This is a genomic window from Wolbachia endosymbiont (group A) of Norellia spinipes (assembly GCF_964273535.1).
This window is the reverse complement of the sequence record NZ_OZ187006.1, coordinates 393,223-417,556: the sequence shown is the minus strand read 5'-3', so window position 1 is coordinate 417,556 and position 24,334 is coordinate 393,223. Positions and strand designations below refer to the sequence as shown.

15 protein-coding genes and 3 pseudogenes are annotated in these 24,334 nt (G+C 35.1%); 12 read left to right on the top strand and 6 right to left on the bottom strand.

All coding sequences use genetic code 11. The features are described 5' to 3' along the window. The first annotated feature begins 483 nt into the window (after nt 1-483). From htpG to hemA, 3 genes are all read left to right on the top strand, one after another. A complete protein-coding gene (htpG, locus tag ACFZP3_RS02110; protein ID WP_386086756.1) occupies nt 484-2,388 on the top strand; it encodes a molecular chaperone HtpG in 1,905 nt (634 codons plus the stop codon). A gap of 159 nt (nt 2,389-2,547) precedes the next feature. Next, entirely contained in the window at nt 2,548-5,202 is a 2,655-nt protein-coding gene (locus ACFZP3_RS02105) for a lipase family protein (RefSeq protein ID WP_386086755.1), read from the top strand. Between the two features lie 68 nt (nt 5,203-5,270). Further along, complete coding sequence (gene hemA, locus ACFZP3_RS02100; RefSeq protein ID WP_253307234.1) at nt 5,271-6,479, top strand: 5-aminolevulinate synthase; 1,209 nt, start codon at nt 5,271-5,273, stop codon at nt 6,477-6,479. A gap of 118 nt (nt 6,480-6,597) precedes the next feature. Here the strand turns inward: hemA and ACFZP3_RS02095 are convergent, their stop codons facing one another. The 3 genes from ACFZP3_RS02095 to rimM all read right to left on the bottom strand — a co-directional run bounded on the left by ACFZP3_RS02095 (nt 6,598) and on the right by rimM (nt 8,437). Continuing rightward, on the bottom strand, nt 6,598-7,293 hold the full coding sequence (locus ACFZP3_RS02095; protein WP_386086754.1) for an inositol monophosphatase family protein: 696 nt from the start codon (nt 7,291-7,293) through the stop codon (nt 6,598-6,600). 8 nt (nt 7,294-7,301) lie between these two features. After that, nucleotides 7,302-7,868 carry an elongation factor P gene (gene efp, locus ACFZP3_RS02090; RefSeq protein ID WP_386086753.1) on the bottom strand — a complete coding sequence of 189 codons (567 nt, stop codon included), beginning with the start codon at nt 7,866-7,868 and terminating at the stop codon, nt 7,302-7,304. A gap of 62 nt (nt 7,869-7,930) precedes the next feature. Next, nucleotides 7,931-8,437: a ribosome maturation factor RimM gene (gene rimM, locus ACFZP3_RS02085; protein ID WP_386086752.1), complete on the bottom strand. Its 507-nt coding sequence runs from the start codon at nt 8,435-8,437 to the stop codon at nt 7,931-7,933. A gap of 260 nt (nt 8,438-8,697) precedes the next feature. On the opposite strand from rimM, the gene ACFZP3_RS02080 reads away from it, so the two are divergent. Continuing rightward, nucleotides 8,698-12,252, top strand: a complete 3,555-nt coding sequence (locus ACFZP3_RS02080; RefSeq protein ID WP_386086751.1) for a DEAD/DEAH box helicase family protein — start codon at nt 8,698-8,700, stop codon at nt 12,250-12,252. On the opposite strand, the gene ACFZP3_RS02075 is transcribed toward ACFZP3_RS02080, so the two are convergent. Further along, nucleotides 12,233-13,429: an aspartate aminotransferase family protein gene (locus ACFZP3_RS02075; RefSeq protein ID WP_386086750.1), complete on the bottom strand. Its 1,197-nt coding sequence runs from the start codon at nt 13,427-13,429 to the stop codon at nt 12,233-12,235. The genes ACFZP3_RS02080 and ACFZP3_RS02075 overlap by 20 nt on opposite strands. Before the next feature lie 65 nt (nt 13,430-13,494). On the opposite strand from ACFZP3_RS02075, the gene ACFZP3_RS02070 reads away from it, so the two are divergent. Continuing rightward, the gene (locus tag ACFZP3_RS02070) at nt 13,495-14,922 is read left to right on the top strand and encodes a sensor histidine kinase (protein WP_264688069.1); all 1,428 of its coding nucleotides are present in this window, start codon (nt 13,495-13,497) and stop codon (nt 14,920-14,922) included. A gap of 279 nt (nt 14,923-15,201) precedes the next feature. Next, nucleotides 15,202-16,161 (top strand): annotated as a pseudogene (locus ACFZP3_RS02065) (IS630 family transposase). 179 nt (nt 16,162-16,340) lie between these two features. Here ACFZP3_RS02065 and ACFZP3_RS02060 read toward each other — a convergent pair. Beyond that, nucleotides 16,341-17,951 (bottom strand): ankyrin repeat domain-containing protein, encoded by a 1,611-nt coding sequence (locus tag ACFZP3_RS02060; RefSeq protein WP_386086749.1) that lies wholly within the window; start codon nt 17,949-17,951, stop codon nt 16,341-16,343. Nucleotides 17,952-18,092: 141 nt separating this feature from the next. Here ACFZP3_RS02060 and ACFZP3_RS02055 point away from each other — a divergent pair, with 141 nt between their 5' ends. From ACFZP3_RS02055 to ACFZP3_RS02030, 6 genes and pseudogenes are all read left to right on the top strand, one after another. Next, nucleotides 18,093-19,280 (top strand): MFS transporter, encoded by a 1,188-nt coding sequence (locus ACFZP3_RS02055; protein ID WP_253307243.1) that lies wholly within the window; start codon nt 18,093-18,095, stop codon nt 19,278-19,280. A 60-nt stretch (nt 19,281-19,340) separates the two neighbouring features. Then, nucleotides 19,341-19,646 (top strand): integration host factor subunit alpha, encoded by a 306-nt coding sequence (locus ACFZP3_RS02050; RefSeq protein WP_253307244.1) that lies wholly within the window; start codon nt 19,341-19,343, stop codon nt 19,644-19,646. Further along, entirely contained in the window at nt 19,646-19,981 is a 336-nt protein-coding gene (locus ACFZP3_RS02045; RefSeq protein ID WP_253307245.1) for a MerR family transcriptional regulator, read from the top strand. Before ACFZP3_RS02050 ends, ACFZP3_RS02045 begins: the two co-directional genes overlap by 1 nt. A 53-nt stretch (nt 19,982-20,034) precedes the next feature. Then, nucleotides 20,035-20,640 (top strand): murein hydrolase activator EnvC family protein, encoded by a 606-nt coding sequence (locus ACFZP3_RS02040; protein ID WP_253310003.1) that lies wholly within the window; start codon nt 20,035-20,037, stop codon nt 20,638-20,640. A gap of 12 nt (nt 20,641-20,652) precedes the next feature. Beyond that, the gene (leuS, locus tag ACFZP3_RS02035; protein WP_386086748.1) at nt 20,653-23,160 is read left to right on the top strand and encodes a leucine--tRNA ligase; all 2,508 of its coding nucleotides are present in this window, start codon (nt 20,653-20,655) and stop codon (nt 23,158-23,160) included. Between the two features lie 217 nt (nt 23,161-23,377). Beyond that, nucleotides 23,378-23,762 (top strand): annotated as a pseudogene (locus ACFZP3_RS02030) (transposase). A gap of 18 nt (nt 23,763-23,780) precedes the next feature. Here ACFZP3_RS02030 and ACFZP3_RS02025 read toward each other — a convergent pair. Continuing rightward, nucleotides 23,781-24,128, bottom strand: a pseudogene (locus ACFZP3_RS02025) (IS110 family transposase); the annotation flags it as partial. Nucleotides 24,129-24,334: the final 206 nt, after the last annotated feature.

Sequence of the window (24,334 nt, the reverse complement as noted above, 5' to 3'; positions counted from 1 at the left end):
TAAGTCTTAAACACCGCAATTTAGCTGCTTTTAAATGCAACCCACCTTAGTTTAAATGTTTAAGAAATTTACTAAGCAGAAAAAAAGGCAAAAGAAACCCCGTGTTAGCTAGTTGTCACTCTCTAATCCTGCAAATTGGCGTACTATACTGTCTTAAACGACTTATAAGCGCGTTTCAGCTTATATAGGTAAAAACCCAGAAATGTTGTGAAGACATAAGGTGCACATAGTGCAAAAAATTAAAAATAAGACGCCAACTACGTTGTTTTCTTGCTGTTTAATCTGCACAGATGAAGATAAATGAATACCTTCAGTTTCATGATAAGGGGGTTGGCGAAGGGTGTCAAGGAATTTTTATGCAAGAGATCCCATAAATTGGGTGTCATAATATGGCGGCTACATTAATTTTGGCGTGCGTGACCTTGAAAGATTGCAGTGCAATACTTAGATTATTAGGGTAGTAGGCAAATAATGGAGCTCAAAATGCATAACGTACAAGAAACTGAAAATTTAAAATTTGATGCTGAAGTAGGGAAAGTACTGAATATAGTGATTCATTCACTTTATACTAATAAGGACATTTTTCTGCGTGAGTTAATATCAAATGCATCGGATGCATGTGATAAATTGCGCTATGAATCTCAATCTAATTCAAATTTGCTAGATTCAAGTGATGAGTTAAAAATCACTATTAGCTCCAATAAAGATAAGAACGAGCTATATATCACTGATAATGGCATCGGAATGAACAGACAAGATTTAATAGATAACCTTGGTACAATTGCAAGCTCTGGTACGCAAAAGTTCTTAGATGCGATTAAAAATAGCAAGGATTCAAGCCAAGCTGTGGAGCTGATTGGGAAGTTTGGTGTTGGTTTTTACTCAAGCTTTATGGTTGCATCAGAAGTAATAGTAGAGTCAAGAAAAGCTGGAGAGGAGGAGTCTTGGGTCTGGAAATCCAAGGGAGATGGAGAGTATTCGATAAGTAAACTAGATAATCAAATTTCTCGTGGAACTAAAATTACACTCATTATGCGTCCTGAAGAGAATGAGTTTTTAGATAAATTTCGTGTTGAAAACATTGTCACTACTTACTCTGATCACATAAATTTTCCTGTTGAATTCATAAATGAAGAAGGAAAAAGTGAAAAGTTAAACAGTAAGGCTGCAATTTGGACTAAGCCAAAAAATGATGTTACTCAAGAGGAACACAATGATTTTTTCCGCAGTGTTGCTCACGTTGGCGGGGAGCCTTGGATGATATTGCATAATAAAAATGAAGGTGCAATAGAATATACAAATTTGCTTTATGTTCCCTCTATTAAACCTTTTGATTTATTTCATCCAGATAGACGTTGCTCTGTTAAGTTATATGTAAATAAAGTATTTATCACTGAAGATAACGTACAGATCATACCGCAGTATTTACGTTTTCTGAAAGGTATTGTTGATTCACCGGACTTGCCTCTTAATATCAGCAGAGAAACGCTGCAGAATAATCGTGTTGTTGAGCAAATCAGAAAATCCTTAACTAAACGCGCGATATCAGAGCTCGGTAAAAAGGCAAAAGAGAATTTAGAGGAATATACAAAATTCTGGACCAATTTTGGTGCAGTATTAAAAGAGGGTCTTTGTGAAGCTATGCCAACTGATGAGAGAGAAGCGCTACTCTCGATTTGCAGATTTCATAGCACTGGTGATGAGAAATTAGTCAGCATTGATGACTACATAAGCAGAATGAAGCCTGAGCAGGAACATATCTATTATCTCACCGGGAATAGCCTCGATTCAGTGAAAAACAGTCCGCAACTTGAGGGATTCGTCAGTAAAGGACTAGAAGTGCTCCTATTTGTTGATCCAGTTGATGATTTCTGGACTAGCGTGATTCATGAATATAAAGATCAAAAATTTAAGTCTGTGACCCGCACTGATGTTGATTTGGAAAAATTCTCTTCAGAAGAAGATAAAAAAGATGAGGAAAATAAGCAAGATGAAGAAAAGACTGAAGAAAATACGGACTCTATACTGCAATATTTCACCAAGGTTCTTGGCAATTCAGTGAAAAGCGTGAAAATCTCAAAAAAACTGACTGACAGCCCTGTATGTCTAGCAGTTGATGAAGGTGCTATGGATCTTCGCATGGAGCGTTTTTTGCGTGAACAAAAGCAGCTAAATTACCGCACGCCAAAGGTACTGGAAATTAACACTAAGCATCCTGTAATAAAAAGCATAATGAAATCTCACGCTGAAAATGGTGAAAACCCAACATTGGAAGACATGATTCATTTATTATTTTACCAAGCTTGCATCGTGGAAGGTGAAGAGATGGATGATGTAAGTCTGTTTGCTAAGAGAGTTAATAATTTGCTTGGCAAGATTGTTGTCTAATACTATACTAGATTAGTTATTTATGTGAGGTAATATATAATTAATCTACTTAGAAAACCTATTCCACAAACAGCAGGTGTTACAGGAAAAGGTAAAAGCAGGAATAATTCTAGGAATCTAACTAAAATTGCAGGATTTAACCAAAAGAAGTTATTAGAGATGATCAACTTCGCTATGGTAGGCTATTATGTTAGTGATTGTGGTTGTAAAAACAATGAGTTTGTTAAGCTAAAGAAAGGAGGATATAAAACTCCTGCTCAACTTGAGAAAGAGGGTTACAAAGTTGTTCAATTTCATGGCATTATTTCTGACCAAGAAGTTCGACATACTGGTTATGTTTTCATAAGGGGTAAGGAAGTAACTATAGCATACCGCGGTACTTGTAATTCTTATGACTTCAAGAGAGATGTTGAAATACCTTTAATTCGTCAATATGAACTTCTGCCCAAAGGTGGTAAAATTCACCTAGGCTTCTACTCCGTATTTGAAAATTCCTGGGAGAGCCTTTACGGGATATTAAAAGGATATGCTAACGATCAAGGATTAGAAATCAGAGATTTAAAAATTAATCTTACAGGTCACAGCATGGGAGGTGCTGTCGCTAACATAGCTGCTCTATGTTTAAGTGTAACAGAGGATGCAAAAGATTTGCATATTGCAACTTTTGGTGCACCAAGGGTTTTTAACCGTAATGCTGCTAAAGTCTGTAATGAGCTCTTCGGAAGAAAGACTATTAGAGTAGTTGATCGATCAGATTCCATACCTTCATTACCACCTAATTTTATGGGCTATAAACATGTAGGCAAACAATTAAAAATAGGAAGACATTCCGTGCCGGCGCTACATGACCACAAATTGGAAGTTTATCATGATCTTATTTTAAAAATAAAGCCAAAAAATTTTAAGTCGGATAATAATATATCTGCAACATGCTACATCCTTTCCCGGACTGCTAGGAAAGTGTATGATGTACTAACTGTACCCAGTTGTCTTATTCTAAGCACCCATTCAAGTAGCGATAAACAATATTTTGAACGAGTGAAAGATCAACATAAGAATGCTTCATTCTCTGAAATAATTAATATATATTCTGAGCTCAGCAATAGAAATGATAAATTTCTTGACAAAGATAGAAGAAATGGTATTATGGGTGACATAAGGGCTTCAATAAAGAAGCCCAGAGGCAATTATAATAAGGAGGGTGTAATGACCAAATTTAAAGAACAAAGTGAAAAGTCAGTCAGTTTGGGAGGAGGACTTCCTAATATTGACAATTTGACTAATTCTAAAGGAGGATCGACGATCAATTTGAGGGAACAAAACAAAAGGGATGAGACTAGTTTGGTAGAATCGTTTGAAAAATGGGCCAATTCGGGGGAAATTTTTGATATTGGCAGTCCGAATAATCTTGAAGAAGGTGAAAAGACTGTGGTTGAACGTGTAGAATATTTTAACAAGTATTTGAACAATCCTAAACCTAGTAAGCACACCCTTCTAGGAGTACCTACTATGGGTGTCAATCAGGTCCATTTAAAACAAAGTAAAAAGAAGTCAGTCAGTTTGGGAGGAGGACTTTCCGATGTTAATATTTTGACCAATTCGGGAATAGAAACTCCTGATGCTGACAAGTCGACCAACTCTAAAGAGGAGAGACAAAGTAAAAAGGGGTCGGTTCAGAAAAGACTTTCTAATTTTTTCCGTCCTAAAAAAAAGACACAAAGTAATGAAAGGTCGACCAGTTTGAGAGAACTTTTTACTCTTCGAGAAACGATAAATGAGGCCGAGGCAGAAATTAATGGTTTGCAGGGCGAGGAAAAGAATCAACAAGAAAGCAAACTTAAAGAAATTAAGGAATTGTTTCCGTTTTCTAGGATTCAAACTAACCAAGGAAAGGCCATAGAAGAAATTCTTTGTAATGTTCTTGAGAGTGTTGATCTTGAGACAGTAAAACTTATAGTGGGACAGAAAAAAATTTATATAACTGCATCTGCTGAATTTGCTTTACGGGAAGCATTAAGCAAAGCCAAGACAAAAGTTGCTAGTTTAGAGGGCGAGGAGAAAAGTAAACAAGGAGGCAAACTCAGAGAGATTGTGAAACTTCTTAGTGAATGGCTTGTAATTCAAAATGATCATGCACCATCAGTAAGTGATGAGCTAGATTCTTCAAGTAAAGATGTTAGTGATACTACAGGTACTCTTGCTAATCAGTCTACTGAATACATAACACTACAAACAAGTGATACGCCAGATTCCTCAAGTGATGAGGAGGATAATCACCAGCGTGAAAGTGAAGATAATCCACAACCAGAAACTTTAGTTAACGATACAAACACCTTGGATGATAATGCTAGTCTCTCAAGCAGTGATGAGCATAGCAGCACCTCTTCAAATGCTGGCGATGTGTCTACAACTGAAGATATTACTGACAATGAAGAGCCTGTGGTAACTACAACAGATAGTAAAGAGGGTAATGATCAACCTACAGGTAAAGGTGATTCACAAGGTCCGCAGATTATTGTCATCGGTAATTCTAATAACGTAGTTGTTGAAGATAACGATGTTGAAACGCACCCACAAAGTACAAAAAGTAGTAAGCTGCCTGTTATAGCTGCTTCTGCACTAGCACTAGCTGGAGTTGCTTCGGGAGCGGCTATTGTAGTTTGCCTAGAGATGTTAGCAGTGGGAATAGCAGTTGGAGCTTGTTGTTTAGTTGCTGCTGTAATCATATATTGCTGTAACAGACCTTCAAGTTCACTTGAGGGTGGTAATGTTGAACCTGTAGCTAACAGAAAGTTTGTTGAAACAGTAAGTTGAAGAATAAATATTGTAGTTTACCATTTAATAATTTATTATAATTATATTAATTATTAGCGAATGAAAACTTGGTAAACTACGAAGAAATATTCTTAAACAAAATCAAAGATATAAAAGATGAGGGGCGCTACCGTGAATTTATGCACTTTGCGTCATTGCCAGGTAGGCTCCCCCACATTATGGACTATGAAAGAAATAGGGAAGTAATAGTCTGGTGCAGTAATAACTATTTAGGAATGTCACAAAATGAGAAAGTTATTGCCGCTATTCAAAATTCATCAATTGGTGCGGGGGGAACAAGAAATATATCTGGTACAACAAAAGAGGTTGTAGAACTGGAAAAATCCTTAGCTTGTTTGCATAAAAAAGAGGCTGCTTTAACTTTTGCTTGTGGCTACCTTGCTAACCAGACAACACTTAGCACTTTATCGTCTATTATCCCAAATGTAGTAATTTTTTCAGACGAGAAGAACCATTCTTCAATGATAGAAGGCATAAAATCAGGAAAAAGACCAAAACATATATTTAAACACAATGATGTTGATCACTTAGAGCAGTTGTTAAAGTCCGTAGACACAAAAACACCAAAGATAATAGCACTTGAATCCGTATATTCAATGGATGGCGATATAGCGCCGCTTGAAGCGATATGCGATCTTGCAGATCAACATAATGCAATCACCTATTTGGACGAGGTGCACGCAGTTGGCATGTATGGTTCACATGGTGGCGGAATTGCAGAAAGAGAAGGCCTGATGGATAGAATAACCGTCATTCAAGGTACACTATCGAAGGCTTTTGGAGTGATGGGTGGGTATATAGCGTCTTCAAAGAGCTTGGTAGATGTAATAAGAAGTTCCGCTCCAGGATTTATTTTCACCACTGCTATGTCGCCTGTTTTAGCAGCGGCAGCAAAGGCAAGCGTTGAACACCTAAAATCGAGCAACATTGAAAGGGAAAAGCAAAAGCAAGTCGTTGAAAAAGTAAAAAACTCACTGAGAAATACAGGAATTAACTTCATTCCAACAGAAACTCATATAATTCCAATAATAATTGGCGACCCAGAGTTATCCAAAGGAGCATCAAAATTATTATTTGATGAGCATGGAATATACGTTCAACATATAAATTATCCAACAGTGCCAAGAGGAACTGAGCGTTTCCGTATTACCCCTACACCTTATCATACTGATGAAATGATAGAACATTTAACAGAATCTCTTGTAAAAGTTTTTGAGAAGTTGTCTATCTCTGTAGCCTGTTTATGCTATAGCTAGTACAGCCCTACGTCATACCGCGATTTATTCTCGGTATCTCAGCATGGATTCCGCTAACAAGTAGCGGAATGACGAGTTTTACGCTTATCAAATTGTAGGTAAACATAAATTACTTTAGCTATAGTTTTATATCTCCAGCAATGATTAGCCCGTTGTCTTCCATTAGCCTTCCACCGCTTTCTTGCAGAAAAAGTCTACCGAGCAAGGCTTTATATTTGTTAATTCCAGAGTAAATTATTCCACTGTGCCTTCCTGCTGCAAGGTACGCAAAGCCTAAAATTGTTGAACCGATGGAGCGTACATTACTATTGCCAGGCAGCAATTTATTTAATAAATTACCACTTACATCTATTAGACCCCCTTCACGGCTTTTCACCCGCATTTTTATATGACGAGATCTAAAATCCTCAAGAAAAGCACCTTTCTTTTCTTCTGCCCAAAAAGTTTCTCTAAGAGCCGGAGCATCAATTACAGCTGCCACAACTTTATTTTTATGAATGAGACAGACTGATACTGCAAAATAAACCATGCAACTAGAAAAGTTCTCCCTGCCCTCTATAGGCATAATAAACCAAGTGTAACCGTTATCTTTTATTTCTTGGTCAGTATCATCTTCGGAAATAAACCCATAGTCTCGTTTGTAGTCGTGCAAGCAATCGTATATGGTTTGCTTGGATTTTGAATAAGTTTTATTAATGAAGTCTGCTGATTTAACATTAGAAATTTGCAATTCATTAAAATCGCGCATAAGCTGCCTGGAAGCACTACGCACAGAATCAAGCATCACATTAATTCGTGGTGATGAGATGGACATTCTTCCTTTTACTCTTTCACTCTTTCATAATAGCTGTCATCTGGAGTATATACTACAATTTTATCCTCTTCTTTTATAAACTGAGGCACGTTAACGCGCATTCCGTTTTCTAAAATTGCAGGCTTATAAGAAGCAGTAGCAGTTTGTCCTTTAATAATAGACTCTGTTTCTTTCACAGCAAGTGTAACATAATCAGGTACATGCGCAGAAATTATTTTGTCTTGATAAGTTACTACTTTAATTTTCATATTATCTTGCAAATAAATCTTTTTTTCTCCCAATAAGTCCAAATTTATAGTGATTTGCTCGTAATTACTTGGATGCATAAGATTTACAATGTTTCCTTCAGTAAAAAGGTAAACATACTCCTCTTCATCTAAAATTGCTCTTCTGATTGTTGCATCAGAGCGAAATCTTTCATAGTGTTTTGCTCCGGTTTTAATGTTTTTCATTTCAGCTTGTATGTATGCACCACCTTTACCAGGTTGAGTATGCATAATACCTACAACCAAAAATAATCCGCCGTTATGTTCCAACACCTGACCTGGTCTGATATCGTTAGCTCTTTCTGCCATAATTACATTTTCAGTTCGATCTTACAATTATAAATAGCTTTATATAAATATCAAAGTCTTTATTAGTCAATAAATTCTGGCATATTGAGCACCATATACCTCTCCTTCATGTTTATGTGCGGAAACATTTCTTTGGTAAAAGACAGCATAATGCGTTTTTTTGTGCTGATAACTAAAATTTCTAATATATCCCCTGAGCCGAAATTATATATAGATTTTACATTGCCATATAATTCATTACTTTCCAGCCTTACTTCCATATCTACAAGGTCACTTTGATAAAATTCATTCTCATCATTTAGCTTCGGTAGCTTGCTTCTTTCTATATACAGCTTCTTATTCCTTAAAAGCTCTGCTTCATTACGGGAATTTACTCCGCTGATTGTAGCTATTACTAGATTATCACCTATGACGTATACTAAGTCTATTTTATAATTCTCATCACCACTTATTAGCTCACCATATAAGGAGATATTTTCAGGTTTTTCGGTAAAAGTTTTTAATTTAACAGCTCCTTTAATTCCGTGAGGAGAAGTAATCATTCCGAGGCATACCAGATTGTCGTTCATATTAAGATGATAACTAATGTTGGATTTTTTGTCTATAAGGCATAAAATACCTAAAAATGTTTGTTGTAATTCTATCAATACAATGTATTATGGAATACATTGTATTGATAGTGGGAAGATATGAGTCAATGTATTACTAATCAAATAAAAGAGCTTATCCCTCATTTAAAGGAAGTTAATAGTAAGCTACAAGGTGAATCTATAAAGCTCTTCAGTGACAATCTATAATAGTAGAACGTCGTAAACCTGTTGTTGAAGAGATGCTAAAGCATCTAGAAAGTTCTTCCATCACTAACTGTAATACTATGATTGATGCAGAAACTGGGTTTGGCAAGACTTATGATATTGGATTGTGGAGTCATGCGCTAGCTCAAGCAGGATATCACCATTTAGTTGCAGTGCCAAATGGTAATTTAGTTGAACAAGCTAAGAAAATGATAGATGGTGCATTTACTGTAGATGTTAAAACACCTAAAACTGTGCAAGAAATTAAAGATGCGCTGAAAGTCACTGAACCTACAACAATTATAGTAACACATGATCTGCTTTTACAGCAAGAGAATGATCGAAAATTTGAAGAGCAAAACGGTGAAAAGCCTAAATTGTGGGTTAGTATTGATGAAGCAGATAGCATTAACAAGCAGCAGGCCTTTGAAAATATGTGCAAACTTGATGCGGAATATCCTACGACTTACCTAACCGCAACACCAAAGAAAAGGATCTTAAACAGATGTGGAAAAATTATCAGTCCTACAAGATCAAGTAGACGCTGCATTGCAGACACTATCAAAACAGTAAATGTTATTGCAAAAACTAATGAAAGAGAAAAATTCAATCGAGCATTCGTGGTGAATGTTGCTGCTACCATAATACCTTTAATTACATTATTCCCTATTATAAATAGTAATGTTGCTGCAATAATTGGTCTAACTTCAGATTATTGGCTGTATTCCGCTTTAATTAATAATCTATACTTTACAATTTCTTTCGTTATACTTTCTATAGTAATGTTGCCAATTTGGTGGGTGTTGACCAAAATAACTGGAGTAGAATCAAAAGAACTGCTCCTTAGGTTTGCTGCTAACGTGCGCAGCTTATTTACTAGGGAAAAGTCTAGTCCAGCTCATGAATATGTTGAAGAATGTGAAGAAGTTTTTAATTACAATAAACTTGTTGACTCTGATAATCTGCTGGAATCTGTAAGGTGGAACGTACAAAGCCCAATTGGGGAAAATGCTCTTATTCTAGTTGATGATGTGAATAGCATAATTAACCTTAGCTTTGCATTGCAAGGTAAGAATAATTTGGTATATGAAGATGGTACGCGTTATGAAGTTTATAATAAATTTCAGCCTGAAGGGATGTCGTACCAAGATTACAGACTCAAATTACGTCAATCAAACTTTATAAACTGCGTTAAAAAGCAACACCCTGGTCTAACGGAAGAACAGATATCTAAATTGAAAGACAAGGTAGATTTTAGCAATACTGCTAAGTATCTAGAATACAGAGTAATGCACTCAATGATTGATCTTACACTTTCGTATTTAGTGGAATGCGATAACACCGCTTTGGATAAACAAAGAAGAAAAGATTTAGGTGGATTAATAGAAGAGGTTAAAAATAAGGTTAGTACTGCTAATGATAGCAGCATTACAGATTTTCTAAAGAAAAAAGGTTTTAGTGAGAAATTCGCTAAGGATGAGCTTTTACCACAGATAAAGACAGTAATTAAAGCATTGAGTAAAAGCAATGATAAACAACGCAGTCTAATAGTTGATAACTGGCACTTAAGCAAGGAGTTACATAGTTTCATAGAACAACAGGGGGATGTACTACATAACCTAAACGACTTCTGCGAAAAAAATAAATGTATTTTTACAGGATTTGGAAAAAATGATCTTGATATTAGACAAGATAAACCTTTCTTTAAAATCATGCATGATAGCAAAAGTCAATACGAAGCTGACTATTGTAATTATGACCAAGGCGATTTAAATACATTAGCTAAATATGCGTTGACAACAATTATAGACGAATCAAAAAGTCGTGGTTTCGATAGTGAGTATAATCACGTTGCATCAATATTTACAGATTCAACTAGTCAGTTCAACAATCCAGCAGAAGCTTTGCAGAATTTGGGAAGAAATAGAGAACGCAATCCTAACAGGCAACCTTGGTTTTTTGCTGCTGGAGGTGAAAAAATTGAGTTATTTGTAGATAAAGTTTTAGCAAAATTAAAAAGCGCACCGCAGGATTTTTGTCAAAAGGTTTTATTTCCAGCCACTGATAGGTACAATAAACTAATAAAAAATAGAATGGGAATAGAGCTTGGAGAAAAAATAGAGATCTATATTAGCGAAAACATGGATGCACTAGGAAATATCGATGACGCAGCTCTGAAAAAATTTTCAAAGGATTTGATAAAAGAGGTGTATGAAAAAGTACATGATATAAATGATTTTGACGTAGGAAAGACAGAAGAAGATTTACGTAAGATTTTAAAAAGTACAGAAAAATATCTTTGTTCATATGAAGACAGAATTAAAAACAACGGTAAATTATCTTGCACACGCTCAGTTCTATTTTCTGTGGGAAGTGCTATTGTAAAGTCCATGTATTATCTATGGGCAGGATTTGACTATTTAGTCTTTTTAGCTAAAGCGTATAATGTAGGTAAGTCTGAAAATGCTGATGCAAAGGCATATGTACATATAATCAGAAACTGCTACTTTGAAAGTAGTGTGAAGGCTCAAAATATGTTAAGTCATGTATTAAAAATTGCCGGAGAAAATGATGATAGTTTTACACAAAATAGTTTGTACGAAGGCAATGGAGATAGGTGTAAAGAAAAAATCATCTCATATTTTCAATCCAAACAATATATATATGCATTAGATAAAACGATTTCTCGCATTGAAAATGAGCATTTAGCAACAGTTTTGAAAGCCGTAGGTTGCAGAGATGATGCTAATAAAACAGCACAAGAAATTAAAGACTTTTTGTACGATTTAAAGAATTTAAGCTGCGCAGACTTTAGAAAAAAGCATTATTGTGGATGTTCATATAAAATGAGCAATTTATACAAGATCAATAATCAAATTAGTATGGTAATTGATGAAGTTATAGATTGCCATAAATGGCGTCATGGAGTAATTTCAAAGCGGGACAATCTTTTGAGAGGTTTTTTTCCAGAGTTGGAAGAAAATTTTGGTTTAGAACTTAAATTAAAAACTAACCATAATATTTTTAAAGTAAAAGTTAACAATAACTTTTCTGAATTGTATCGCAAGAACTGGAAAGAACATTCTAGACAAAGGATGGTCTTGGGTACAGCTATGCTATTTATCGGACTTATAGTTTCAGCGAAGCTTATATATGAAATATCATTAGGCCATACTATGCTATTGCCATCACTTTGCGGTTTCATAGCATTTGGACCGCTAGCATTTTTGTGTGGTGCATTATTATGTGGAATAACGACCTATTTAGTGAAAGGGACATTTTTTCTTTTTGGAATACCAATCCTGTTAGAGGGATTATCGAAATGCGTTTTTAGAAACGATTTAGTACAGGATTTATCAGAAACGACATTATCATTTGGTAATAGCGTTTTCTTCCAGGTTCCAAAAAGCATCTTACAATCATTTATATTTGAGGATGCAACAAAGTTTGACTCACTAAGTGATATAAATGGACTTACATTGATAAAAGAGCAAGATAAGGTAAAATGCATGAATGAAGTAGCTACTACTATAATTTCGGTACAAACAACAGTTGGTAAACAGCCAGATCTTACGTGTGTATTTGCTTGATTTCACTAGAAGATTTCTCAGATAAATATTGAGTCAAAATCTCGATGCCTTCATCAATTTCTTTCTCGGTGATAATTAGTGGAGGTAAAATTCTCACAACGTTATCTGATGTTACCCCAACAGTAAGCAAGCCGCGATAACTTAGCTCTTCTGCAAACTTTTTATTGTTTGCTTTCACCTTTATTCCAAGCATTAACCCTTTCCCTCTCACTTCTTCTATTATTGGAAATTTACTTGCTAAGTCTTCTAATTTATTTTTTAAATACTTACCTCTAATTTCAATATTTTTCAAAAAGCCAGGACTGAGCAATTCTTCGAGCACAGCATTACCTACTGAGGTTGCAAGCGGATTACCACCAAAAGTGGAACCGTGCATACCGACCGCCATATACTTAGCAGCCTTTTCAGTTGCAAGACAAGCCCCTAGCGGAAAGCCTCCTCCTATTCCCTTTGCAAGAGCACATATATCAGGTTCCACTCCTATATGTTCGTATGCGAATAATTTTCCTGTCCTACCAGCACCGCATTGTACGCAATCAAAAAATAACAATATGTCATTTTCATCACACAGCTTTCTTAGTTCTTTCATAAAGACTTCATTCATTACTTTGATACCACCTTGCCCTTGTATTGGTTCTATTAATATAACGCCTATACCACTTGAAATTGCTTTCTTTACACTCTCAATATTGGGCTCGATATTATCACACCAATCAATACAGGGACTCAGTAATTCAGAAAATTTCTGTTTATCGTTTGCAGCACAAGTTAGGAAGGTTCTTCCATGAAATGCACCATGGAATGTTAAAATTCTGTGACGGTTTTTATTGCCTTTTCCGTTTTGATAGACCCTAGCAATCTTAAGCCCACATTCTACTGCCTCTGATCCAGAATTTGAGAAAAATACAGTGTCAGCGAAACTGTTGTTTATTAATTTTTCTGCAAAATTATTGGCAGCAGGTATATTATAGGTATTTGATATATGCCATAATTCTTCTCCTTGCAATTTTAGAGCACTAATTAATCGCGAATTGGTGTGACCTAAGCTACTAACGGCTATTCCAGAGTGAAAATCTACGTAGCGCTTACCGTCAATATCATACAAGTAAATACCTTTACCATAAGAAAAATTTATGTTAACAGGAGAATAAACTGGCAAAATAGGAGAAATTGTCATAAAATATTATATGCTAAATTTTATTATTAATAACATAAAAACCGTTGTTTCACAATAAGAAGAATATGTATAAGCTAGGTAAATCAATGTTTTCTGCGCTGGAGAAAAACAAATACACAAAAGTTATTGCATTACTCTCATCGATCTTTATGATTTTATTCAGTGTGATATATTGTAATTATTTACTAAGGAGTAATTTCCTTTCTTCTTACCGTGATTCAAGTGTAAACTTAAAAAGTATACTGGAAAATGGCATAATAAAAAAATACCATTATTTACTAATAGAAAAGCATCACATTAAATACAAAAATTTTGACTACATAAACCAACTGGTAAAACTGCGTGCTGAATTATTACAATCAGTGAGCAAAGTAAAGGATTTCAGCTTAATACTGTATGATCAAAACAGCAGAATAATATTCAGTAATTTTAACACTCAAGATTATGATTATGAACAGTTACTTACAAACGATGAAATTGATGAACTATTAAGTAACCAAGAAATATTTTATACTACAGGAAATACATTAACTTCTATTTTTCCTATATTCCATGAAAATAGCGTTAAACCTTCGTTTTTTTTGAAGATTCTTCGAAACTACAATAATTCTTATGTTATAGCATATGGCCTATTTTTAACATTTTTGGGCTTATTATTAATAATTTTAATATTAATAATGTTCTATTTGCAATTTTCTAATACCCAAATGCTAGCCAAGCAACATAAAACTAACATTGAATTACAGCAGATAAAAGAGGCATTAGAGCAAGAAAATGCAAATAAGCTAAAATTTTTTGCAAGCGTTACACATGAATTACGCACACCTCTTAATGCTATTATTGGATTTGCGGAGTTGATCAAAAATGAAACTTTAGGTTCAATGGATAACTCTCAATACAAGGAGTATGCAGACGATATATATAATGCAGGAACACACTTACTTACCTTAATTAATGATGTGTTAGATTTTTCAAAAGCTGAATCAAGTAGTTTAACAGTAGAAAAAGTGAAGTTTAACCTGAACAAAATAATAGATTCATGCGTAAATATGCTATTACCTAAATTAAAAGAAGCCGGGATTAATTTAAAAAAAGAGACGACTAATAAACAATTATTAGTCATTGCAGATCCTAAGAGAATGAAACAAGTTATAATAAATTTATTATCAAACTCAATCAAGTTTACTCCCAAAGATGGTTTAATAAGAATGGTGATAAAAGAAAATATAGAAAAAAACTTATTAACTATTGAGTTTCATGACAATGGAATAGGAATAATGCAGCAGGATATATATAAAGTTATGTCTGTTTTTGGCCAAGCAGATTCGGGATATAGAAATGAAGGTACGGGCATCGGATTACCGCTAAGCAAGAAATTAGTAGAGTTAATGGGTGGAACTTTCGACATTAAAAGTGAAGCAAAACTTGGTACTACGATAACATTGAACTTCTTTTATGAAGAACAAACATGTGAAGATTCGATTGATTTTTAATAGGATCTATTTGATATTGTCTTGAAAACCACACTTTATCAAAAGCAGCAAGCCGAGAAGGTAGGTACCGTCTGGCTAGTCAACAAGAAAATTATAAAAATTGAATCTCAAGCTGTATTGTAAAATCAAAAAATACTTCTAACTGTGTAGCGGTATACAGATTATAGTTAGTGGATATGTTGATAAGTAAATTAGTTATACCAATTCCCGCTATACAAGTAACGGATAGACAATAATGGAAAAAAGCCATACTGGAGTAAGTAAAATAGCGAGGTTTAAATGGCATTAAGATCAAAATTATTGGATGAAAAAGTGAGCAAAAGAAATGCTGAAGAAAGTAAGAAATAATGCATATGTTGCAAAAAAACTAAATGCTGTAATTGCAGCAAAAAAGCATAGTATAACAGCCGTAGCAAAAATATGTTGCATTTCAAGAAAGGCACTTACTGCATGACCTAAAATTTGGCAGAGAAGAAAAATTATTTGCTCCACCTCAACGCCGTAGAAAAACTATATTGAACCAAAGTCAACGTGAACAAGTTGAGGTGTGGATAGAGGAAAACCCCAATATTACTATAAAAGAAATGAAAATAAGAATTCAGGAAAGGTTTGGTTTAGCAAGTCTACAGTACACCGTAATATGCAAAGAATGAAATTCTCATATATCACACCAAGACCAGTGCATAACGGACAAGATAAAAGTAAACAAGAGGAGTTTAAAAAAAAAGATCTTAATGAAACTATTGTCATGTATCCTGAAAAAGAGCTGTTTTTCTTCGATGAACCGCGGTTTGGCACACATTCAAAGATTGGACACGGGTGGTTTAAAAAAGGCATTAGGACACAGGTTAAGGTAAAACTAGGTAGGAAAATTTTTATCTCTATAGTGCACCAGAAATGGAGAGAGTTCTGGCTCAAACGTCAATACTGATTGTATGAATATATTCCTTGAGCAGATGTCACAATATTTAGGAACAAGGGAAGCATTTCTTATCATGGATTGTGCTAGTTGGCATAAGTCAAAAAATTTAAAGGTGCCTAAAAATATTGACATTATATACCTACCTCCATATTCACCTGACTGTTGAGAGGTTTTGGTTATACATAAAACAGAACATTTTGCGCAATAAAATCTATGATACAATTGCTCTGCTTGAGAGCGCTTTGTGCAAATTTATTGCCTCTCTTTCTCACTCCACAATTAAACAACTCTGCAATGCCTCTTATTTGATTCACTAATAATGAGAATTGGTATTAGAACAATTGGGGAGAAATCTTGATAGGTTAAAAGAACAAAACCCTAAGCCACGGAGTTTTATAAGTGAATCAGCTATATCTCAAGTTATTGATACTTTACATAAAGCAACTAAAAACCAGGCTGTTGGTTAGTACCGTTACAGATAGAAACATCGTAGAGCTTACTTGACACCATGTAAGCACCAACCCCGGCTATTAATGCAGACACAACTATTGCCAAAATGGGTAGTTTGAACTGAATAACAGACCAAAGCTGTTGCTAGTGCAGCAACAATACCAACAGCAATTGCAATTTTTTGTTTTCTAGAAAATATTGGTGGCTCTTTTTGAGAATAAACACCAGAATTAAAAGTAGAACGTCCAGTTACCATAGGTTTTTTATCTGTGTAACTAGTATCACTTATCTCATTCCTGTTTTCTTTAGCAGCATTACCTTTTGATTTTTCCTTACCATGCTGTTTTACAGTATCCTGATCATCTTTATTAGGCTTTTGTGCAACATACTCTTCTGTTATGCTGTCTTCCTTTTTCTTTACTTCAGTCGGTGCACTACTAACTCTGGATTCACCCCAAAGCTCTTGTTTTATAGCCTCTGTGTTTTCCCTGATATAGCGAAATATTCTGTATGACAAGATTTGCGATTTTTGAGATGATAGGTCTTTGACTACAGGATTATCTTCAAAACAAGAAATAATCTTATCGAATAAGTCATAATATCTAAGAGAACCATCTTCAATCTCAATAACAGGCCATCCTGTTCCCTGAGAGAACTCTTGCTCAACCTCACCTTCAGCAATAGTACCTTTAATGACAAGCTTTATATCTGGTATTCCAAGTATTTGAGGTATCACTTTGCTGCAAACTTGAATGCCCATTACACCAATTAGACCATTTCCTGCTATAATATCAGCAAGTGATCTAAGATCTTTATTCTGTTCTACTACCTCAAATAACTTTCTGTGGTACTCTATTGAGTCCTTTTGCTTCTCTAAAAACTTTTGTATAGAGGTGACAAATTTCTTATCATTTATGTGATGACCATGAAACTGCATGTCAATAAGACCTTCAGGAGTCTTACTAAAATTGTTACTAGCATAAATATTAGCCCCATATTTTATAAAAAGTCCTATTAAGTCAGTAAGTTGTTTTTTGAAAGCTTGTTCTCTTATGTCAAATGATTGACGAATAAGCTGATGTAAAACAGTATTTTCTTTATTATCTACCACTTCATTAATGTTTGCTCCATTTTCTAATAGAAGTTTTGCTGCCTCTACATTAAGACTCTCATCAGAATAACGGCACGCTATAGATAACAGGGTTCTTGAATCTGTAGCACCATCGTCTATTGCATTTGGATCTGCTCCAGCGTCTAACAATAACTTTACTACTTCTTTATTATTGTCTCCTTCGGTGTAAACAGCTTCACTTAGTGGAGTACTATTGTAGCTATCTCTTACATTAAGATCAGCCCCTTTCTCTAATAGACGTTGAACCAATGGCATACATGCAGTTTCTTTTTCTCTGCAATTAATTGCGCTATGTAATAGCGTCGTCTCCGTAGTGCCATACAAACCACCAGATAACTTGAACTTAAAACTTGGATCAAATTGACTACTTCCCCACTCTTCATATATAGTACTAAGATTTTCTCTTAACTGATTTTTTATTTCCTCATAAATTTCAGCATGACCAACCCTACCGGAATTAATGTTATCACTTATTTTTGCAATGATATTATTAAACTCTTTGAATTGAGACTCACGTGGTGCCATATTAATCTAACCCTAGGATAAAATTATTTAATTGTACAATAAAGCTAAAGGAAGTCAAGTCCAGCACTTATTCAGGAAACAATAGCTTAAAAAGAGACTTAGTGTTAAATTTCTAATAGATTACTTATAAAAATAAATCTTATGGAAAGCAGAGCTAAGGCTTGGTTCATTTGGCTGATCAGTAACTTGGTTGTTATATTCAGCAATATTCAGATAGTTTATACTTTTATAAGTGTGAATCTTGAAAAAGAACTTGGACTTACAATCGCGCAAGTTGCGCTAGCTAACTCAGTATATACTTGGACTTTTGCTATCTTACAATTTTTTAGTGGGGCAACGTTTAATGTTTTTTCCAGTAAAAAAATTTATTTTTTCTCGTTATCAACTATGATCTTGGGGTTTTTTGTCCTTATTAATAGTGATAATTTTTCCCATTTGATTTTATCTCAAGTATTGATTGCAACTGGAGCATCATTTGGTTTTATTGGTGCTGCTCATACAAGTAGCATATGTTTTTCCGTTGCCCAATTTGGATTAATGTTTTCACTAGTGCAGACAATTTCAAGTCTTTCCGCTTTGGTGATTCAAATGTTGTTCTCTAGCTTGCTTGCCGAAGGTGCAGATTGGAAGAATCTGATTGTATGCATAATACTATTTGGTGTGTTGATATTTGTACTTACGCTTTTTTGTCCAAACACACTTCCAGAAAGCAGTTCAGAAGAATGCACAATAAAAAGCTCTATAAGAACAGTAATGTGCTCTGTACTCACAGTGCTAAAATTAAGAGATATCTGGATAACTTCAGTGGTGGGTGCTATTACTTTTGGAACATTTTTAGCACTGAATACCTTGTGGGCTCCAAGGTTACTGAGCAACTCAGAACTTGATGCAGTGGAGTCAGGTGTAGCAACCGCAATATTATGGCTTGGTCTTGCAGTTGGTGCTCCAATTGCAGATCGAATCTCAAATCTATTTAAAAATAGAAGGCATGTAATCTCTGCTTTTGCTCTGTTACAAGGTATTTCAATGATTATTTTGTTGTGCAGCCACTTAACAGTCCACGTTGTGTACTTTTGTATGTTAATGTTCGGGTTTTTTGCGGGAGGACATATGCTTAATTTTACTGTCGGCAGCGAGATTGTGAAACGAAAATACATTAGCACATCATCATCCATTATCAATGGGTTTATGTTTATTGTCAGCGGAATTATAGTGTCAATGCTAGCACTTTTTACAGATCATCAAATGGCGCTTTTTGCAATATTTGTAATGTTGGCAGTTGCTAGTATTTTAAATTATGCTACAGAAGAGACATACCCTAAAAAATAAAGTAGCTGAATCTCGAGTCGATTGCTATATTATATTTACGTATTGTAATATTTATCAATAATGGATCACGTTACAACAAAAGACACAACAGTAACTAAGGCAACGATAGCTGAAAATATAAACCAAGAAATAGGATTATCAAAGGAAGACTCTGCTTCGATAATAGATGATATATTGAACGAAATAAAGACAAGCTTGGTAAAGGATGGAATAGTAAAAATATCGTCATTTGGAACATTCTTGGTTAAGAAAAAGAAGGAAAGACCAGGAAATATACCAAATACATCAGAGAAAGTGATGATTCAGGCAAGAAATTCAATTTCTTTTAGGCCTTCAAAAATTATAAAAAAATTAATCAATAATTAATGAATAAGGAAAAATTATTTTATACGATTGGGGAAGTAGCTGAAGAGCTACATTTGGAACAGCATGTTTTAAGATTTTGGGAAGGTCAATTTCATCAAATTAAGCCTACAAAGCGTAAAGGAAGAAGGCTATATGATCTTAAGTGTATAGAGGCCATAAAGAAAGTAAAATACATGCTATATGATAAAGGATATACAATAAAAGGAGTGCAAAAAGAATTTGGTAATGATATAAAAGTCAATCTTGATCCAAAGAATTTGTTGCAAGAACTTACCGATTTGAGGGATTATTTAACTAGTAAAATAAATAACGAGGAAAGTAACGAACAGGCGTGAAACACTACGTCTCGCTAAAATTTTGGAGTTTTGTGAGAGTTGATATATCTAAAATGTGGCATATAGCTTCATTTCTTATATTATTAGCAATATTAATAGGCTGTGGCCTGCAAAAACCTGCACCTGTGCTGCTTAAAGGCGAAGAATTTTACGGAAAAAGAGAGCTGGAATATACAAGAGAGTACCATTTAATTAGGGAGCCTTTAATAAAAAAAGAAAATAGAAAAGCCATCATAAACAGGATATACAAAGATAACAATAATGCACAAAACGTGGGGGTAAATTGCAAATTTGTAATGCCAGTTAAAGGTACAGTTATTTCAGCTACCTCTTCTGATGAAATGTGTAAGGATGGCATAAAAATTGCTGCTCAAAATGGAACGAATGTAGTTGCCTCTGCACCCGGCAAAGTGGTATATGTAGGCAAAGGGCTGAGATGGTATGGAAATTTAATTATAGTAGAACACAAAGATAATTACATGACTGTGTACTCCTATTTAAAAAACATACATGTTGAAATTGGTGATAAAGTAAAGCAAGGTCAAGTGATTGGATCTGCAGGTAAATCAAGCACACAAGATAAAGATCCACAGATGTGTTTCACAATACGGCATAATGGCCAAGCGGTTGATCCTTTGATGCATGTGAACTGTAATTGAATTTGGATTTATATGAAATATGATTTTAAAAGTGTTGAAAAATTTTATCAAGATAAATGGGATTTTTCTGTAAGCAAGAATAGTGAACAAGAGAAATGTTACGTATTGGAGATGTTTCCATATCCATCCGGTAAAATTCATATGGGGCACTTACGTAACTATGCAATAGGGGATGTGATAGCGCGTTACAAGAGAGCTCGTGGATTTGAGGTTTTGCATCCAATTGGCTGGGATGCGTTTGGATTACCAGCTGAAAATGCAGCAAGGGACAATAATATTAGCCCTGAAACATGGACAAAAGAGAATATAGATAATATGCGTACACAGTTGAAATCTATAGGTCTTTCTTATAATTGGGAGCGTGAACTCTCCACATGTGAGCCTGATTACTACAAACACGAACAAAAATTTTTCCTGGATTTTTTAAAGCATGGGCTTGCCTATCGAAAAGAGTCATGGGTTAACTGGGATCCAGTGGACCAAACAGTGCTTGCAAATGAACAGGTGGTTGATGGAAAAGGGTGGCGATCAGGTGCAGTTGTTGAAAAACGTAAGTTGTCCCAATGGTTTTTAAAGATTACTGATTTCGCTGAAGACTTACTCAAGTGCCTGCAAAGTTTGAAAAATTGGCCAGAAAAAGTCAAAACAATGCAGGAGCGTTGGATAGGAAAATCTGAAGGAGCAACTATAGAGTTTGAAGTAGTTGGCTTAAATAAGAAATTGAAGGTTTTTACAACTTATCCTCATACTTTATTTGGGGCTTCTTTTTGTGCAGTGGCAGCAGAGCACCCTATTGTGCAGGATTTAAAAAATAAAGAAATACAGGACTTTATCGATAACATAAAAACAAATGGGGAGAATGATGAAAAAATAGGAGTTTACACCGGATTAAACGTTAAGCATCCATTTCTTGATAAGGAATTGCCGCTTTACATAGCGAATTTTGTGTTGATGGAATATGGGGAAGGTGCGATTTTTGGTTGCCCTGCACATGATCAGCGTGATTTTGAATTTGCACAGAAATATAATTTGCCGATTATTCCCGTTATTTCTTCAGCCCACTTAGGTGTCATTCCAGCGCGTGACGCTGGAATCCAGAATTCTTACAATGGATCCCAGTGTCGAAGCACTGGGATGACAAAGGAGGCGTATACTGGCGATGGGGTAATGTTCAATTCTGAATTCTTAAACGGATTAACGGTAAGTAGAGCAAAGGAAGTAATCATTAAAAAGCTCAAAGAAAAAGGGATAGGTGAGAAAACAACAAACTATCGTTTACATGATTGGGGAATTTCGAGACAACGTTATTGGGGATGCCCTATACCTATAATATATTGTAAAGATTGTGGAACTGTGCAAGTGCCAGAAAAAGACCTTCCTGTAGTTCTACCTGCAGATGTAGAATTTACAAGTGGTGGCAATCCGCTGGATAAGCACCCAACTTGGAAGTTCGTTGATTGCCCAAAATGTGGAAAGCAAGCAGAGCGTGAAACTGATACATTCGACACCTTTTTTGAGTCTTCCTGGTATTTTGCTGCATTCTGTAGTGAAGATAAATCAATAGACAAAGATGCATGTAATCGTTTTATGCCTGTTGATTATTATATAGGTGGGATAGAACATGCAATTCTGCATTTGCTTTACTCACGATTTTTCTGCCGTGCTTTAACCAAATGTGGCTATTTTGCTATTAAAGAGCCTTTCTCTACTTTAATCACTCAAGGAATGGTCTGCCATGCAACTTATAAAGACGAAAATGGTAAGTGGCTATTTCCCGCAGAAGCAAAAGAGTTGATTGCACAAGGAGCTAAGGTTCAAGTGGGCAAAGTTGAAAAAATGAGCAAGTCGAAAAAGAACACAGTTGATCCAAATTTTATCATAGAAAAGTATGGTGCTGATACTGCTCGCTTGTTTGTGTTGTCCGACACTCCTCCAGAAAAAGATATGGAATGGTCCGATGATGGCATGGAAGGTTGTTCTCGTTATGTAAATAAATTGTGGCGTATGGTCATGCAGCTGAGACCTGTAAATATACACTATGATAATGAAAGTATTACGGGTGGACTTCTAGAGTACAGAAAAAAAATTCATAAACTCTTACACGGACTTACAGATGACTTGGAAAACTGCAGATTAAACTGTGTAGTGGCAAAATTTCGTGAGATGACGAACTTAATAGCTGAAATAGATGTAAAAACTGGAAAATCTCTTATTGATGAAGGTATATGTATACTAATCAGAGTAATTGAACCGTTCATGCCACATCTAGCTGAAAGCCTATGGCAAGAAATAGGAGGTCAACCTTGGCCAAAAGCTGATGAATCATTATTAGTTGACGATACGGTAACTATAGCAGTGCAAATCAATGGAAAATTACGCACAACAATAAAGGTAGCAATTAACTTACCTCAAGAAGAATTGAAGAAAATAGCGATAGACTCTGTGTCCAGTAAGATCGGTCAAAGCAAAGTTCGCACTGTATATGCTGTACCAAATAAGATAGTAAATATAGTTATATAAAAAATCCGAGTGTATCTGTTCAGGCAATGGCGTCAACTTAAGGGAAAATATCAGTGATAGTGTATAAAATTTCTCTCTAAAATTTTTACTATTAAATTACCCAAAAGCTGCAATAAACAGCACTTTTGTTTCTGTTTTATAGTATTTTCAAAAGCGAATGATAAAGGTATAATATATTCTATACTGAGAATATGCACGAGCTCCAAGAGGAGAAAAAATATATGCTGATGTTCCAGGAAAAAAGCGGGAAAGAGTGAGTATAATAGGTGGATGGATTGAAAAGAAGTTTATTGCACCAATGACCTTCACAGGAGGGTGTAATAAAGATGTATTTAATGTATGGTTAGAGCGAACCACAATTGCAGCGTAATACAACCATAGTTATGGATAATGCTACATTCCATAAAACTCCCAAAACAAAGTCATTAATAGAGTCTTTTGGCTGTCATTTGCTTTATCTTCCAACATATTCACCCGATCTAAATCCGATAGAGCATTGTTGGCACACCATCAAAAGTCGCCTCAGACCTCTAATGCATCAATGTACAGACTTACACCTTTTAGTTGGTAATACCATTTTAGACGTTTATCATTCGTTTTAGAAAATACTATAACTGCTAACATTGTTTGCTTTTATGCCTTGCCTCAGGCAACATATCTTTGCTTAGAAAGAAAGCAATAGCTCTTGCATCATGCTTGTCTGTTTTGTGTATAGAGCGGCGCACAACTTCAAACTGTCCGGGAGCGACTATTACCACACGCTTAACGTAAGGTGAAACTGCATCATAAAAGAAACAGCTATTGCCTGTTGCTTCTATAGCCACTTTATCTGTTTCTTGAAGATTTTCGATAAAATTATCCAAGTCTTTTAAGCAAAACGTTTGAATATACTCTGGCTTCCCTTCTTGCAGATAACAAGCAGTAAAGCTATTAGTATAACTCCAATGTGACGCATTTTTTCCTCCAATTGCATATTTCAATATATCAGAGTACCGGTTGTTCCAAACTCCTATACGAGTTCATCACATTTTGTGAGCCTCGCCGGTGGCAGAATCTGGGTCACGAGGTCTTCTTCCTACACTCCATGTAAGAGAAGAAAGTGCCTCAAAAGAAGTACCAACCTGCCACCTATCCACTCTGAAAAGTTATTATCTTCTCTTGCTTTCAACCAAGC

Excerpts from the sequence above, each read along its gene's own strand:
- ACFZP3_RS02060 (WP_386086749.1), bottom strand. The coding sequence starts at position 17,951 with ATGGCACCACGTGAGTCTCAATTCAAAGAGTTTAATAATATCATTGCA.
- rimM (WP_386086752.1), bottom strand. The coding sequence starts at position 8,437 with ATGAACGACAATCTGGTATGCCTCGGAATGATTACTTCTCCTCACGGA.
- ACFZP3_RS02045 (WP_253307245.1), top strand. The coding sequence starts at position 19,646 with ATGAATAAGGAAAAATTATTTTATACGATTGGGGAAGTAGCTGAAGAG.
- htpG (WP_386086756.1), top strand. The coding sequence starts at position 484 with ATGCATAACGTACAAGAAACTGAAAATTTAAAATTTGATGCTGAAGTA.
- efp (WP_386086753.1), bottom strand. The coding sequence starts at position 7,868 with ATGGCAGAAAGAGCTAACGATATCAGACCAGGTCAGGTGTTGGAACAT.
- ACFZP3_RS02050 (WP_253307244.1), top strand. The coding sequence starts at position 19,341 with ATGGATCACGTTACAACAAAAGACACAACAGTAACTAAGGCAACGATA.
- ACFZP3_RS02075 (WP_386086750.1), bottom strand. The coding sequence starts at position 13,429 with ATGACAATTTCTCCTATTTTGCCAGTTTATTCTCCTGTTAACATAAAT.
- leuS (WP_386086748.1), top strand. The coding sequence starts at position 20,653 with ATGAAATATGATTTTAAAAGTGTTGAAAAATTTTATCAAGATAAATGG.
- ACFZP3_RS02040 (WP_253310003.1), top strand. The coding sequence starts at position 20,035 with ATGTGGCATATAGCTTCATTTCTTATATTATTAGCAATATTAATAGGC.
- ACFZP3_RS02055 (WP_253307243.1), top strand. The coding sequence starts at position 18,093 with ATGGAAAGCAGAGCTAAGGCTTGGTTCATTTGGCTGATCAGTAACTTG.
- ACFZP3_RS02095 (WP_386086754.1), bottom strand. The coding sequence starts at position 7,293 with ATGTCCATCTCATCACCACGAATTAATGTGATGCTTGATTCTGTGCGT.
- ACFZP3_RS02105 (WP_386086755.1), top strand. The coding sequence starts at position 2,548 with ATGATCAACTTCGCTATGGTAGGCTATTATGTTAGTGATTGTGGTTGT.
- ACFZP3_RS02070 (WP_264688069.1), top strand. The coding sequence starts at position 13,495 with ATGTATAAGCTAGGTAAATCAATGTTTTCTGCGCTGGAGAAAAACAAA.
- ACFZP3_RS02080 (WP_386086751.1), top strand. The coding sequence starts at position 8,698 with ATGCTAAAGCATCTAGAAAGTTCTTCCATCACTAACTGTAATACTATG.